We start from the raw sequence: 14,887 nt of genomic DNA, 5'->3' as shown, positions 1-14,887 counted from the left end.
GCGGCAGCAGAGTTCTTGACGCCGGGCGTCGCACAGAGGCATGTTGCGTACGCCGATGACTTAAGATGCCGTTTCTAACCTTTCAGAAGGTACTGTCACGCTGCGGCGCATCGGCCGCAGGCGACATCCGAGCGCAGGCAGGTCAGCACTACAGTCGCTGCGAGCCTATGAAGGCCTCTCTCGGGATTCTCCTTTGCAGCGACTGGTGTGGAGCGGCGCACGACTCTATGCAGAGTCTTTGGCGCCGCGCTCACGTTGCCGCTACTTCCCGTCTCCGACGTTCACCCGCTTCGTGGAGAAGATGCCGCCGATCAGCAGATCCCCATCCTCGAGCAATGCGGTAATGCCGCCCCAGGCGTTCCATTTGCGGCTGTCGTCCGGGAACGGCCAGCGGGCCTTGATGGCGCCGGTATCCCAGTCAAGGCCTACATACTCGTAGTTGCCGTTTTCCTTGTTGGCGAGGTAGATCATGTTGCTCTTGGCGGAAATGACAGGGACCATCACATCCGTATTGTCGATTTCCTTGTTGACCCAGGCCTTCTCGAATGACTTCGTCCGAGTGTTCCAGTTGAACTTGGCTACCCCACGCGGGGCGGGCCGGGTCAGGCCGGGCGTTATCGCGTTGCCCCATATATCTGGCGCGGGCTTCGGGTAGGAGTTATTCAGCAGGGCGACGCCATAGCCCAGCACCTCCGGCGACGGCTCGACCGTGGCCTTGGATATTTCCAGTGGAATCTGATCAGCGATGCGTGCGGACTTGGTGCCCGGCTTCTGCTTGAATCCGGGCGGAATCCGGTCGCGCCAGAAGGCCACGAGGTTGGCTCCCTTTTCATCACCGTCGGCAATCACAACCAGCTTGTCGGGGTCGTTGCCGAAGCCCATCAGCGTCGGCGTGGTGCCGGATCCGCCAGAAGTCGTCAGAGCGCCGGCAGCGACGGCCTGCGCCCTGCTCATGGTGTTGTAGTCGGACTGCCAGCCACCATCGGCTTCATCATAGGACAGCTTGTTGCCAGTCCAGACGATCTTCAGCATGCGCTTGGAGGTGACCACATAGATGCCGCTATTCTCGTCGATGCAGATGCTGTTTTCGATCGCCTCGCCCGGCAGCAGCATCGTGCTCTTGAGATTGAGGTCGCGGTCCAGCAGGAGCACTGCGCCATGCGCCGCGGCAACGACATCGCCAGCATAGGTCATGCCCATGCCGATGATGGCAGATTTGCGCATGTCCTCAGGCAATGCCTCCGAGAAGTCCCGGAATTTGACGACGCGCAGTGGCTTCTTCGGATCATTGTCGTCGGTGGACTTGAGGATCTTCAGGCCACCAAAGGCCGCATAGTGAACGCCATCCTTGTCAATCATGTTGTAGGCGCCGTTGGCCAGCGACTGGCGCTTGAAGCCCAGTTCCTCCATCTTCCCCGACAGTGCCAGCAGCTTGGCGTCATCATTCGCGCGCCGAGCGGCATCGACTTCCTCCAGTGCCGCCCGGATCTTCTCGCGATTGGCATTCGTGGCCAGTTTCTCCATTCCAGGGTAGGGCAGGAGTGAGACCAGGTCATAGGCCTCACCGGTCGCGTCGATCTTGCTGATGCCCTCGACGCCGGCAGCGAAGATGATCGTCTTGTCGCCGATCTTCTTCACTGTGGGATTCGAGGTAAAGACGGTTGGAACGGACTTCACATCATCTGTCGACAGCCTGCGGCCCTTGGTTGGGCCGGCATGCGGGACGGAATCGGTCGCGGCCGGATTGTCGTGCGAAATGGGATAGACGCTGTCGGTCAGCCAGGGGTTGCGGCCCGGGAAGGTGGCGTTCTCTTGCTGGGCGGCTTGCGCGCACGTAAGGCTTGCTGTCGCAAGCGCGACCGCGGTCGACGCGAAGAGCAATGCTCTCATTGGGTAACTCCGTGGATAAGTATGGCTGTGATTGTGAGGTGAGGCTGACGAATTGAGGTTGTTCGGCGGAGCCATTCAATCGGCGGAATGCACGATGCGCTCACGCGGGCGTGCCGCCCGGCGGCTTGCTGTGGCCAACAACGCTAATGTGAAGGTGGCGGGGACATCTGGGCGCAGCATCTTGCCGGCATTGCGGCACGGATCTGACCAGGCCCGTCGGCATGGAACGTACACTATGGGACGCTGCGGCGATTCAGGAGGGCAACCGCGGCAACCCCAATGCTCTGCCGGCAGGTGTCGTCGCAAGACGCCTGCATGATAGCCGCGCCATTGGTTTCTGTGCCGGCCAGGTGTCCGTCGTGTCTGATCGCGCTCTCCGGATCAAAGCCAGGCCGGGCAGACGGCAGGCCCTCAGCAAACGCAAGACCCAGGGCCACGGCCGCACCGGCCCCAAACAGACTACCCGCCCGCAACCATGCTCTCATCGCTGTCTCCTCTTGCTACTGCCCACCACGGGCAGATGCCGATTCCTGTTGTACCGTTAGGGCCGGTCTCTTGATCGAAGCATATTTGTGGAATCTGGCGTCAGCATCGTCCAATCGGACTACACACATATGTGCGTCATAGGTGGCTTTGAGGAGGCTCTGCAAAGCCGTTCAGCCAACCGCGGCTCGGAAGTGTTTTTTTGTGGCAGCAAGAGGAGGGTTAGCCCGGATTGCGTATAGATCCCGCGGGGGTAAACGTTCCAGCTTCCCTCTGGTCGTTAAGCTCTGGGCAACGTCGGACTTCACGGTTTCCAGCCCGTCTCAATCTGCTTATGGGCGGGGATTGCCTCCGCCGATTTTCTCTGCCGCGATCTGATTCGCGGCGATGTAGCCAAAGGTCATCGCCGGCCCGATAGTCGAACCTGGTCCGGGATAGGTTTTTCCCATGACCGCGGCCGAGGTATTCCCGATCGCATAGCATCCCTCGATTACGCTGCCATCGGGACGGAGGACGCGGGCGCAGGCGTCAGTGCTCAATCCGCCCTTGGTGCCGATCTCGCCGGGATCGATCCGCAGCGCGTAGAAAGGGGCGCGGTCGATTGGGCCCAGGCACGGGTTCGGCTTGGAGGAGATGTCGCCATAGTAGCGGTCGAAGATATTGCTTCCCTTGCCGAATTCGAGGTCGGTACCATCTGACGCATAGGCGTTCATTTGCGCGACAGTCGTGGCAAGGCCGCGTGGATCGACGCCGATTTTTGTGGCCAGTTCGGCCAGCGTTCCGGCGCGATAGATGACATGGTCCAGCCAGCCATGCGGAATCCGGGAGTCAGGCTGTATGCTGCCGGGAAGCAGCACGCCGCACGGATAGCGTTTTCTATACTCTGCATCGAACACGAGCCATGCCGGCACATTCGCATTTGTTTGCGCGTGGTCGGCATACATGGCGTGGATGATGTCCGGGTACGGCGCTGCTTCGTTGACGAAGCGTCGACCGAGCCGATTGACCAGCACGCATCGCGGCAATGAGCGCTCCACGAAAAGCCCGCGTTGTTTTTCCTCCCCGGGAACCCGTACCGTCGGCACACCCCATGTGTATCCCATCAGCGAAACGTTCGCGCCGAGCTTGAGACCAGCCCGAATTCCATCTCCGGTATTGATGGGCGGGGCGGCTGTCCATTCGGCTTGCGTGGGCTTCGGCAGGTATTGGTCGCGCATTTCCTGGCTGGATTCGAAGCCTCCGCAGGCGAGCACCACCGCGCATCGCGCGCGTACGTTGTACTCGCGTCCCCGTCGCTCCACCGCCACGCCGGTCACGCGGGCATCGTGCGCGTGGAGCGTGCGCATCGGGGTGTCGAGCCACAGCGGTATGGACCGATGCGCGAGTGCCGCGCGCAGGCTCGCGACCAGGGCGTTGCCAAGCGTGAGCCGGCGGTCCCGGTGCGTTCGACAGCGCCAGCGCAAATCCGTTGCGTACCGGAACGCGAGGCGTGCCAACAGGCCGAGCCAGCCGGACTCCTTCGCTACGATGGTGTGGGCTTCGATCTGCGTCAGCGAAATGCGCCCGCCGACCAGGGTGGCGGGCGATGGGGCGCGGAGTTCGTCAAATGCATCGCCGAGCCGGCGCGCGTCGAATGCCGCTGGCTCCATGGTGCGGTAACCCGGTTTTCCTCCCGTGCGGTCCGGATAGTAGTCGGGATAGCGGGGCACCGCGTGGAAATGCGTCTGCGCCTGCGTGGCGAGATATTGGACCATCTCCGGCCCGTTTTTGAGATAGGCATTGATTCTGTTCAGATCGAAATCTTCCCCTATGACATCCCGGAGATACGCCACCGCTTCCTCATAGGAGTCGTTGCCGCCTAGAGATTGGATCTGACCATTGCAAGGGATCCAGATTCCGCCGCCGGAAATAGCCGTCGTGCCCCCATAGTGCGGGCTTTTCTCGACGAGGAGCACGGTCAAGCCGAGATCGTATGCGCGCAGCGCGGCCGTCATCGCGCCTGCCCCGGAACCGACGACGACCACGTCGTACGATGTATTCCAATTCACGGCCGGATTGCTGTTGTTCATTGGCTTGCCTCCAACGTTAAGTGTTTTCCAGGCGACCTGTACCAGTCAGTGGTTAGGCGGGCCGAAGTACGCCGGTTCAGAGGTCAACAAGTTGCCCGTTTCCGAGCRCGGCAAAGCGCATCGGGTGCGGCCACTATGGCACATAAATACATAAATGAGTCAAAACAATGGCACAAAAAATATTCTTTGTGCAATACTGGGTGAAGGCGCCACGGCAATGCCGGGATCACACTGCGATCAAGAGCGCATCACTCCGCAAGAGGCAAGGTTCCGAATGAATAGACAACTTCGCTGGGGAGACGCCAGCCGAATAGACAGTCCCGAGCAAGGGCGCGTCCTGATTCTGAGGTCCACGCTCGACTGCATGGCCGAGATGGGTATCGAGGGTTTCACCGTGGATGATGTGGCCAAGCGCGCCAACATTTCACGCAGAACCCTTTACCGCTACTACAGCACCCGGAATGATCTGATCCAAGCCGCGATTGACGCGGAAAACGGCGTCTTTTTCGAGGAGATGCAGCGTAGCTTGTCGGGCTACGAGGGGGATTTCGAGGGGTATCTCGAAGAGTGCGTGTGTTTCGCCGTGAAGTACCGGCAACGCCTCGCCGGGCTTCGTCAGGACTACCTGGCCAGAAGCGTTACGGCGGAGGTGTTTCCCTACATCCTCGAGAACATCAAGCCCATGTGGCACAAGGTGCTGGCTGACCGCTACCGCGATTACGTAGAGAAGTCAGGCGCGACGCCCGCTTCGCTGGACGACATCATTGCGCTGGCTAGCCGCATCGGGCTTGCCTATAGCCTGGTTCCTGCGGACGAGGGTGCGATTCGCCGGCAGATGCGGATTCTCCGTGGCGTCCGGCATGGCACGTCTGCGTGATCTTGCGTGGCATTCCGCCGCGCATGACAGATCCGCATATGAACGAATGACACTCCCCAAAATCGGATGATCGATGCGGAGAGACAAATGACACGCCTTGCGCCGCCGTGCCGCCGGCATTTCTATCAAGACGCAATCACAGGAGCCAGTCAATGAGCCGCACATCGTATCGCCACCTGCTTGCACCCGGCCGAATCGGCACGATGACACTACGCAACCGCATCGTCGTCACCGCGATGGGTGCGAGCCTTGCGGAGCCAGATGGCCAATGCGGTGAGCGCATCGTCCGCTATCACGAATCGCAGGCCAAAGGGGGGGCGGGCCTGATCATCACCGGCGTTGCCGGCGTGGCTTGGCCGACCGGTGCCAATCAGGTGAACCAGATCGCCATTTCGGACGATCGCTTTCTTCCCGGCCTGACCGCGCTGACCGAAGCCGTCCACGCGCACGGCGCAAAGATCGCCGCGCAACTTCACCATGGAGGATTGGTCGGCGTGGAGGATATGCTTGCGGGGCGGCCGGTGTGGGCGCCCTCCCTGCCTGAACCTCCCACTGGCGATTTCACCGAGGCGTTCTTGCTCGAAGAGTTGGCCGAGGCGCCGTTCGGCCGCATCACCGGCGTGACGATTCAGGTCATGACGAAGGCCGACATCGACACGCTGATCGCGCAATTTGCCGCGGCTGCGAGCCGGGCGCGGCGGGCCGGCTTTGACGGCGTCGAGATCCATGGCGGGCACGGCTATCTCCTGTCGTCGTTCGTCTCGCCCACGACGAACCGGCGTACCGATGAATATGGAGGCCCGCTGGAAAATCGCGTCCGTCTCCTGGTCGAGGTGATTCGGGCCGTGCGTACGGCGGTTGGTCCCGATTTTCCTGTGTGGTGCAAACTCGACTCGCGCGAGGAAGGCATTCCGGGCGGCATCACGATTGACGAGGCGGTGCGCACCGCGCAGATCGTCGAGGAGGAGGGGGCCAACGCGATCACCGTGAGCGCCTATCATGACGCGGGCAAGCCAAAGTTGCATTCGGCATCGCATACCCCGCATGAGCCCGGGCTCAATCTTCCGTTTGCGGCGCGGATCAAGGCCGCGGTCAGCATTCCGATCATCGCATCGGGCCGGATCGAGCCCGCGCTCGGCGACGAAAGGATTGCCGATGGCTCGATCGATTTCGTCTCAATGGGGAGGAAGTTGCTAGCCGACCCGTATCTGCCGCGAAAGCTCACCGAAGGGCGGCCCAATGACGTGCTGCCCTGCATCTATTGCTACACATGCATTAGCGCAATCTACGTTGGCAAGCCGCTGCGCTGCGCGGTCAACCCCGAAATCGGTTTCGAGTATTTGCATCGTCAATTACCGAAGAGTGGCAAGCGAGTCGTGGTTATCGGCGGAGGCCCCGGTGGCATGGAGTCGGCGCGCCGGCTACGGGCGGACGGGCATCAAGTAACGTTGCTGGAGCAGGCCAACCAACTGGGCGGCACGCTGCGCATTGCCGCGCTCGCCTATGAGGCCAACGAGCCACTGCTCGACTGGCTCAGGCACCAGGTTGAATCGTCACAAATCGACGTGCGCCTGCGCACACGAGCGACGCCCGAGCTGCTGCGCACGCTATCCCCGGACGTCGTTGTCGTTGCAACCGGCGCGGTGCGCGGATTGCCGCCGATACCAGGAAACGACCTGCCGCACGTCATGAGCGGGGACGACATGCGCCGCCTGATGCTCGGTGAAGGCTCACAGGAACTGGCGCGCAAGGTCGGGTGGGCGACACGCATGGCATCAAAAATCGGTGCGGCGAGCGGCCTGACCTCGAATCTCGATTTCGTTCGCCAGGCGACCCGGCAATGGATGCCGTTGGGCAAGCACGTCGTGATCATCGGTGGCGAACTGGTCGGTCTCGAACTGGCCGAGTTCCTGTCCGAGCGCGGACGATTGGTGACAGTCGTCGATGAGGCGCCGCGGTTCGGCGCGGGACTGACGATAGTCCGCCGGATGCGGCTGCTTGCGGAGCTTAAGGAGCACGGCCTTGGTCTCTTTCCGGGGGCCTCGGACATCCGGATCGAACCTGACAGGGTTTGCTTCACCGACCAGGCAGGCAATGCGCAGGCGGTCGATGCGAATAGCGTCATCGTGGCCAAAGGTGCGGCAGGTGACTTGACGCTTGCCAGGCAGTTGGAGACCGAAGGCTTTAAGGTCCATGAAGTTGGCGATTGCACCGGCATCGGCTATATCGAAGGTGCTATGCGCGGTGCGGCGAGAGCGGCGAAGGAAATCTCGCAAATATGACTCCCCGCCTCAGGGAGGTGCCCCGGCCGGGCGCGGTTTCCCGGCGACCAGCCAGTGGATCGGCCGGTCGCCGGCGTTGCCGCCCTTGAATGCTGGATGCTGATTTACCGAGACGGACCCGACGCACCCACCGGTCGGCGACGCTGAGGGGCTTACCACCCTCCCGCACGGAGGTCCATCATGAATATCGCCATTCGCGGGATTCCCCTTAGTCCGCTCAGACGAAGCGGCTTGCCGGACCGGTGACTAACATCCAGTCAGAAGCCAAAAAAACGGTCGGGAGACAGCGATGAAGCGGACTCGGTGGTTGTGGGCGACGGGACTGGTCGCCGCGGGTGTGGTGGCCGGAGTGTTGCTGACCCTGGCAACGGGCGCCGCCACCGCGCTTGCCGGCCACGGTGGCGACGACGATGCCGGCACCGGCATCGTCGTTTCCGCCAACGCGGCGCGAGAGTGGCCTGTCTGCGACGATGATTGCCTGCGTAGCCGCGGCGCGGCGGTGCTGATGGAGCTCAGCCAGCGGCCGTTACGCTGACGCCGTCTGGTTTGTCTCGATTCTCTCCTTTCCGCCTTCGCCTTTTTCTTTGGTTCATCCGACTTTCGTGTGGGTCGATTCATTGCTGGGCTAATTCCAGCACTGCCGTAGCTCCCCCTCACCCGCGCATGGCGGGTGAGGTTGGGGGAGTGGGCAGGCCTGCGCAAGAGTGAGGCGCATCGCGTTGAGCGAGCGCTCGCCATCTCCCCGGGCTTGCTCTCCCATTTCATGGGAGAGGGGAGCAACCCAGCGTTTTACTTCTGGCCACTCGCACCCACATGCAGTACCCACGCGAACGTCCGAAGCCCTTCTTCTTTTTCCTCTTTTCACACACAGAACGAACACCATGACTACTACTATCATCACCGGCTCGGCCTCCGGCATGGGCGCGGCCGTACGCCGGCGCCTGCTGGCCGACGGCGAAAGGGTCATCGGCATCGACCTGCGCGATGCCGAGATCCACGCCGACCTCTCCACCCGGCACGGCCGGGAGGCCGCTATCGATGGCGCGCTGTCGCAGTCCGGCGGCAGGATCGACAAGCTGATCTGTTGCGCTGGTTTGGGCCCGCATGTCGATCCTGCGACGCTGGTTGCTTCGGTCAACTACTTCGGCGTGGTAACCCTGCTGGACGGCTTGTTCGAGGCATTGCGGCAAGGCAAGGCGCCGTGCGCCGTGGTGGTGTCGTCCAATTCGGCCACGCTGCAGTCCTGGGCAGGCAGCCCGCTGCGCGACGCCTACCTGGCGGGCGATGAGGACGGCGTGCACGCCCTGGTGCGCGCGGCGCAGGAGGCGGGTGGTGAGCAGGCCGCCCAGGCGGGCTATCTGGCGTATGCAAGCGCGAAGAACGCCGTCGCGGCAGCGGCACGGCAACGTGCCGCCAGCTGGGGGCGGGCCGGGGTGCGCCTGAATGTGGTGGCGCCCGGCGCGGTGGAAACGCCTATGCTGCAGGCTGGCCTGCGGGATCCGCGCTATGGCGATGCCATCCGCGACTTTCTGCCTCCCCTTGGGCGGCGCGCGCAGCCCGATGAGGTAGCCGCGCTGATCGCGTTCCTGTGCCGCCCCGAGGCAGCATATCTGCACGGCAATGTCGTTTTCATCGACGGTGGCGTCGACGCTGCGCAAAGGCCGCTGGCGTTCTGATCCGCACGGTCGCGCCGGGCCGGCATCCAAATTGTGGGGGGCGGCCCGGCCGGATTTCGGAAAAGTCAGTCGAGTTGGCGGGTGGCACAGCTTATCCGCGGCGTGATGACGGCGCACTCGGCAAGCCGAAGTCAATCATCGCACTGCAGACAACAAAAATTCCACCGCCTTGTCATGGGCCTCCGGCGCGCCGGCACAATTTATCTTGTCATCCCCGCCTTGCTTTTCACTGTAGCGCTGAATGGTAGCGTGCAGGTAGGGCCCGCTGCGCCCGCATTCGCAAGGGGCATCCCAGCCGCTCAAGGTAACTTCGTCGCCGGTGATCAAGCCTCCCCAGTAGGAATCGGGCAGCAGATCCACAAAGGCGAATCGGCCCGTGTGAGTACCTTCTCGCGGAAACGGATGGCCGTTCTCGGGGTCGAGGACAAAAGGTACCAACACCGGTGGCACATGAAAGTGCCCTTGGCTGCAGCGAGGAAGGCTTACCATCAGCTCGCTCATGCCGTAGAACTCGAATACCCGGTCGAAGCCCAGAAATTCGAATATTCTCTCGCGATAGTTGTCCGCCAGCGCGCGCCCTTTGTTGCCGCCGCCACTCATCAGCACGCTGCCGGCGCCAAAGGCGTTGCGCGTACCATTGGCCAGAGCTTCCTCGGCCCATTCGTACAGGATTGGCCATACCGCGAACAGGCAAATATCCTGCTTCCCGAATCGCTGGACTGCCGTTTCCAGGAACCGCTTCATCTGTTCCGGGCGCTGCCGTTCCCGTGCGGCGAACTCCTCACGGCGGGACAGCAGCGCTGGCGATATCTCCAGCGTACCCTGTTCGCCCCGCGCTTCGGCGGCACGCAAGCGACCTGCCAGGGAGGCGATATCAGCACTGAAATAATCATCCGGATAGAGAAACAGCGCATTCTCATCGCCTCCAGCCCACCGCCTGACCATCTCTTCCACGCCCCGGTACGTTGCGCCGGCGCCGAAGCGGTAGCCCGGTTGCACCATTGGCATTCGTGCGCGCAGCAGGTCTGGCCCGCTGCCGGCGCCGTGCCAGTCACGCACGCAGTGCGCGGTGAGCGTATTCGATATTGCCCACTCTCTCGCAGTGCGCGGCATGAACGATAGCTTGCCGCTCGTGCCAAACGTATGCAGTATCCGCAATTCGCTGGCGTCATCAAGCCGTTTCACCCATGCATCAATGGTATTGATGTCTTGGGTATCCAGTTTGCTGAGATCCTGTCTTGTCAATCCGTTCAGCCAACGCGTCAGGCGATCGAACTGACCCCGCTCCAGTAGCGACAGCGGGTAGGATTTGTAGGTTGTGTGGGGAAAGAGCAGGGGCACTACATCATTCAACCGTTCGATCTTCTCTATGCCCTGTTCGTCCGCCAGCCTTCTGAGCACTGGTATCTCATCGCGCATGGTGTCAAACCTCCGCTGCACGCCACGCAGGTGAACCTGTTCGAGTTGTTCTCGCGACAGGCGAAATCCTTCGTCGTAGCGAGCGTTGACATAGCTCGATGCGTCATCGAGTAACTGTTCATGGATACGGGACATCGAACTGCTCCTTGAAGATCACGATCAATGCGACGCGCCTGCGGCCAGCGCTTCCAGGGCGTTGCCATCCGAGGTTTGCTCCACAATCCACTTGCACATCCGCCGTACCGGCTCGATGCCGTCCTGTGGAATTGCCGCATCCTCGAAAAGCGCCGCGGCGCCGAGCGAAACGAGACGTTGTCCACCTTGGTACGCGAGCCGGTCGCGCAGGCTATCCTTAAGCGATTCCGGGTAGAGGCCGATCGTCTGGGTATAGGCGCTGACGGACATCACTGCGGTATCCATGGAATCGATCGGCACGATATTGGCGACCCGGCAGGCGAGCTGCCGGGCGAAATCCACAGGGGTGTCGTTTTGCGAAACAAGGATTGCGCCCTCATTGGATCTACCCCCGTACACCCGGTATTCGTCACCGGCAAGCCGCAGCCCGTCGATTTCATCCTTGAGCTCGCGACTGAAGGATTTGTGAGGTGTACTCAATGTGGTCGGCAGCTTCTGCAAGGCATCGAAGGTCAGCTTGCCCAATTGATTGGCATGTTCAAGACCGGCCTCGTCAGTGCCGCACGCCACATAGACAACCCTCGCGTTTACGCAGCCTTCCTGGTTCATCACGCCGATGTCGAGTGCGAGCCTGCGTGCGACCGAGCGCATGGTATCTGCATCTGCAAAGGCTTCCGGGCCAATGATGGTGGCGCTGTGTTTCGGGTCAAGGGTGATCAGATCCAAGCCTGGCTGCAAGTATTGGGTGATGTGCCGGATGCTGGCGAAGCCACCCCAGGCGACGACCTTTTCCACCAGGCGCGGGTCATAGATATGTCTTTCGATGGACTCGTCGCCACCTTTCCAATACACCACGCTCAGGTGCCTTGTCAGAGGGTGGTCAGGGTCCAGTTCGAGCATGGTGCGGGCGATGGCTGTAGCGGTAAGCGGGTCGTTCGAGGGCGTCTTGATGATGGCATCCGAGCGTGTAAAGGCGTTGCGGATAACCGTACCAACGCCCACCATCGGCACATTTCCTGCAATGACATGGACGCAGCGAGCACCGAAGGCGCGAATGCGGCTGGGTTTTCCCGTATGCACACGGGAGGGCTGCTCGACCCATTTTTCAAGATAGTCAATGCCTACCAGGCGTTCCGCCGTTTCGCGCACAACGGCGGGCGAGAACATCTCCGGTATTGCCTCATAGAGATGCCGCAGAATGGAATCGGAAATTCCCGATGTCTGGCAGGAGAGATCGTAGGCGGCCTGCAGGTGAGGGTTTTCCGAAAGGACCAGTTTCTTTCCCACTTGCGCCAGGAAGTCCACGATATCGTCGAAGGTCAACGCATAGAGGTCCGCCATCTTCGATGGCGCGTTTAGTGTGAGCCTGTCCAGATAATTCTTTAGATTCGGCGTGGAGAATGCGATATTTCCGCCGCGCCCGCCAAATTCCAGTGTGCAGTTGTCAATCAGTTCACCGCGGATAATGAATGGTATCTGTAGTGGGGATCGCATGGGCAACTCTCCTGCCGTCGAGGCATTAGGAAGAAAGGAGAATAACTACTGGTATAGCGGGTGGGGCAATGCGGACGCTCGTGGGGCGCAAGACGCTGCCTCGACAATGGCTTGCGCGTCGTTGCGTGGTTCGCCTCCGCCATTGCCCGTCCAGGAGGGCAGGCGTCTTCGCATGCGTCCACGGAACGGTGGCGGGCCTCGCCTTACCCATGACGGGGTCGGCGAGACCGGGGTGGCGGGGATGCTCAGCGCAGACGGATATCCACTCGCTCGATGACGCCGCTAAACGGATAACCCGCGGTGTAATGTCCGGCCGGTGAGCCGGTATCCATGCCAACGTCAAAGGTCTCGTCAGCGGAGAAGAAGCCTGGCGTGGTGACCGGCAGATGGCCACTGCCTATCGCCTTGCCGTTCACCTGAAGCGTGCCGGTGCCGCCCTTGGCATAACCTGTTCCCTCGTAGGCGAAGTCAAACTGCAACACGTTCCTGCCCGGTTGTAGCGGCTTGCTGCCCGTAATCTCCATGCGCGCCGCATTGAACACTTTCTGCACGTAGACCGGCTTGCCCTCATCGTCAAGGTAAAGGGACCAGCCCGCGGTAGTGCCACCCATGGTGGCAATGACACCATGGGCGCCGCCCTTGGGAATATCCACCGTAGCCACGATGCTGTACGAGCGGTTCTTGATCGCTGGCGCTTCAGCCTCGGGGATGGCCACCGCTCCCGCGAAGTAGCTGAACTCTGTGCGCTTGCCAGTCAGGTTGGGGAGAGGCGTGCGGGAGCAGGCCGTGTCCTGCATTGGCAATACTTGATTCTTTGCCGCCTCCGCCAGGAACAGCGCCTGCATCTCCTTGAGTTTCTCCGGCAATTTGGCTGCCAGATCGGTGGACTGGCTGAAGTCCTCATTCAGGTTGAAGAGGGCCCAGGTGTCGTCGGCGAGCCGTTTTCCCTGGCATATGCTTGCCCAGGGGTCTCGGTCCTTGTGCCGGGCCGAGGCCAACCAGCCTTCGTGATAGATCGAACGGTTGCCGAAAACTTCGAAGTACTGCGTGGTGTGCTTCTCCGGTGCGTCCTTGTCAGCGAAGCTATAGATCAGGCTTGTCCCGTCCATCGGACGTTGCTTTACGCCGTTGACATCTGCGGGGGCTTTCAGTCCCGCCGCCTCTAGGATGGTTGGCGCCAGATCGTTCACATGAGAGAACTGCCTGCGCAGACCACCATGATCCCGGATTCGTGCAGGCCAGGAAACCACCATGCCGTTGCGAATTCCGCCCAGGTGCGAAGCAACCGTCTTGGCCCATGGCAGGGGAGAACTCATGGCCCAGGCCCAGCCGGCTGGATACTGCACATAGCTGTTCGGGCCGCCCAGGCTGTCCAGGCGTTTCACCAGATCGGCAGCCGGTTTCTCAGGCATGCCTTGCAAATTGCCCATGTAGCTATCCGCGCCGTGGATGCCGCCTTCAAGGCTGCCCCCGTTGTCGCCCATCACGTAGATAAACAGTGTGTTGTCAAATTGGCCGCTCTCCTTCAATGATTGCACCAGGCGGCCAATTTGCGCGTCGGTATGCGCGAGGAACCCCGCGTAGATTTCCATTAACCGTGCGGCAACCCGTTTCTGGTCTGTACTAAGGCTGTCCCAGGCGGGGAGTTCATCCGGCCGCGGTGTCAGCTTTGTATCCTGAGGCACGACGCCAAGGGATTTTTGTCGGGCCAGGATTTCTAGCCGCATATCGTCCCAGCCCTTGTCAAACCTGCCACGGTACTTCTCGATCCATGCCTTGGGTGCCTGGAGCGGAGCGTGGGTGCCGCCCGGGGCGAAGTACACGAAGAACGGCTTGTCAGGTGCGATCGAGTGTTGCGCGCGCATCCAGTTGACGGCGCGTGTCGACAGATCTTCGTTCAGGGTGTAGTCCTTCGAGGCCGTCTTTAGCACTGGCGTGGTGCCATCGTATAGCGAAGGATTGAACTGATCGGTTTCGGCGCCGATAAACCCATAGAATTTTTCAAAGCCCTGGCCGGTCGGCCAGCGGTCAAAAGGACCGATCTGCGACGCTTCCCAATCCGGTGTCAGATGCCACTTGCCAAAGGCCGCAGTGCTATAGCCCTGTTGACGCAACAGTTCGGCAATTGTGGCGGAGTCCTTTTGCAGCATCCCCCGGTAACCCGGATAACTGCTTGGCGAGTTCAGCACTGCGCCGACACCTGCTGCGTGTGGATTGCGGCCTGTGAGTAGCGAGGCGCGTGTCGGCGAACACACTGCAGTGGTATGAAACCGGTTATACCGCAAGCCCGCACTGGCCAGGCCATCCATCGCAGGTGTCGTGACCGGTCCGCCGAAGGTGCCGGCCGCACCGAAACCTACATCGTCCAGCAAGACCACTACCACATTTGGCGCACCGACCGGCGCGCGCAGCAGCTGCACTACCGGCGGTGTATCGCCAGGCTGCACCTCGTTGCTGGCGGCCCAGCCGAAGCCGGTCGCGGCGCAACTCAGGGCCAGGCACAACGCCGTGGCCAAACGCTTGCGTAGTCTGTTCATGATGGTCTCTCGCGTCTCCTGTTGT

At 61.5% G+C, this 14,887-nt stretch carries 9 protein-coding genes; 4 read left to right on the top strand and 5 right to left on the bottom strand.

All coding sequences use genetic code 11. The features are described 5' to 3' along the window. Positions 1 to 261: 261 nt before the first annotated feature. Positions 262 to 1,890 carry a hypothetical protein gene (locus AC1DT6_RS24535; RefSeq protein WP_441629507.1) on the bottom strand — a complete coding sequence of 543 codons (1,629 nt, stop codon included), beginning with the start codon at positions 1,888 to 1,890 and terminating at the stop codon, positions 262 to 264. A gap of 815 nt (positions 1,891 to 2,705) precedes the next feature. Next, entirely contained in the window at positions 2,706 to 4,442 is a 1,737-nt protein-coding gene (locus AC1DT6_RS24530; RefSeq protein WP_477111400.1) for an FAD-binding protein, read from the bottom strand. A 274-nt stretch (positions 4,443 to 4,716) separates the two neighbouring features. Here AC1DT6_RS24530 and AC1DT6_RS24525 point away from each other — a divergent pair, with 274 nt between their 5' ends. The 4 genes from AC1DT6_RS24525 to AC1DT6_RS24510 all read left to right on the top strand — a co-directional run bounded on the left by AC1DT6_RS24525 (position 4,717) and on the right by AC1DT6_RS24510 (position 9,277). Further along, entirely contained in the window at positions 4,717 to 5,319 is a 603-nt protein-coding gene (locus AC1DT6_RS24525) for a TetR/AcrR family transcriptional regulator (protein WP_441629505.1), read from the top strand. A gap of 152 nt (positions 5,320 to 5,471) precedes the next feature. Next, positions 5,472 to 7,601 (top strand): oxidoreductase, encoded by a 2,130-nt coding sequence (locus AC1DT6_RS24520; RefSeq protein ID WP_441629504.1) that lies wholly within the window; start codon positions 5,472 to 5,474, stop codon positions 7,599 to 7,601. Between the two features lie 289 nt (positions 7,602 to 7,890). After that, complete coding sequence (locus AC1DT6_RS24515) at positions 7,891 to 8,136, top strand: hypothetical protein (RefSeq protein WP_441629503.1); 246 nt, start codon at positions 7,891 to 7,893, stop codon at positions 8,134 to 8,136. A gap of 346 nt (positions 8,137 to 8,482) precedes the next feature. Further along, entirely contained in the window at positions 8,483 to 9,277 is a 795-nt protein-coding gene (locus AC1DT6_RS24510) for an SDR family oxidoreductase (RefSeq protein ID WP_441629502.1), read from the top strand. Positions 9,278 to 9,412: 135 nt separating this feature from the next. Here the strand turns inward: AC1DT6_RS24510 and AC1DT6_RS24505 are convergent, their stop codons facing one another. From AC1DT6_RS24505 to AC1DT6_RS24495, 3 genes are all read right to left on the bottom strand, one after another. Then, on the bottom strand, positions 9,413 to 10,831 hold the full coding sequence (locus tag AC1DT6_RS24505) for a long-chain-fatty-acid--protein ligase (RefSeq protein WP_441629501.1): 1,419 nt from the start codon (positions 10,829 to 10,831) through the stop codon (positions 9,413 to 9,415). A gap of 24 nt (positions 10,832 to 10,855) precedes the next feature. Next, positions 10,856 to 12,325, bottom strand: a complete 1,470-nt coding sequence (locus tag AC1DT6_RS24500; RefSeq protein WP_441629500.1) for an acyl-CoA reductase — start codon at positions 12,323 to 12,325, stop codon at positions 10,856 to 10,858. Between the two features lie 245 nt (positions 12,326 to 12,570). Continuing rightward, positions 12,571 to 14,862: an arylsulfatase gene (locus AC1DT6_RS24495; RefSeq protein ID WP_441629499.1), complete on the bottom strand. Its 2,292-nt coding sequence runs from the start codon at positions 14,860 to 14,862 to the stop codon at positions 12,571 to 12,573. Positions 14,863 to 14,887: the final 25 nt, after the last annotated feature.

Source organism: Cupriavidus sp. 01L45 (assembly GCF_056399885.1).
This window is presented reverse-complemented; position numbering and strand designations above follow the sequence as displayed.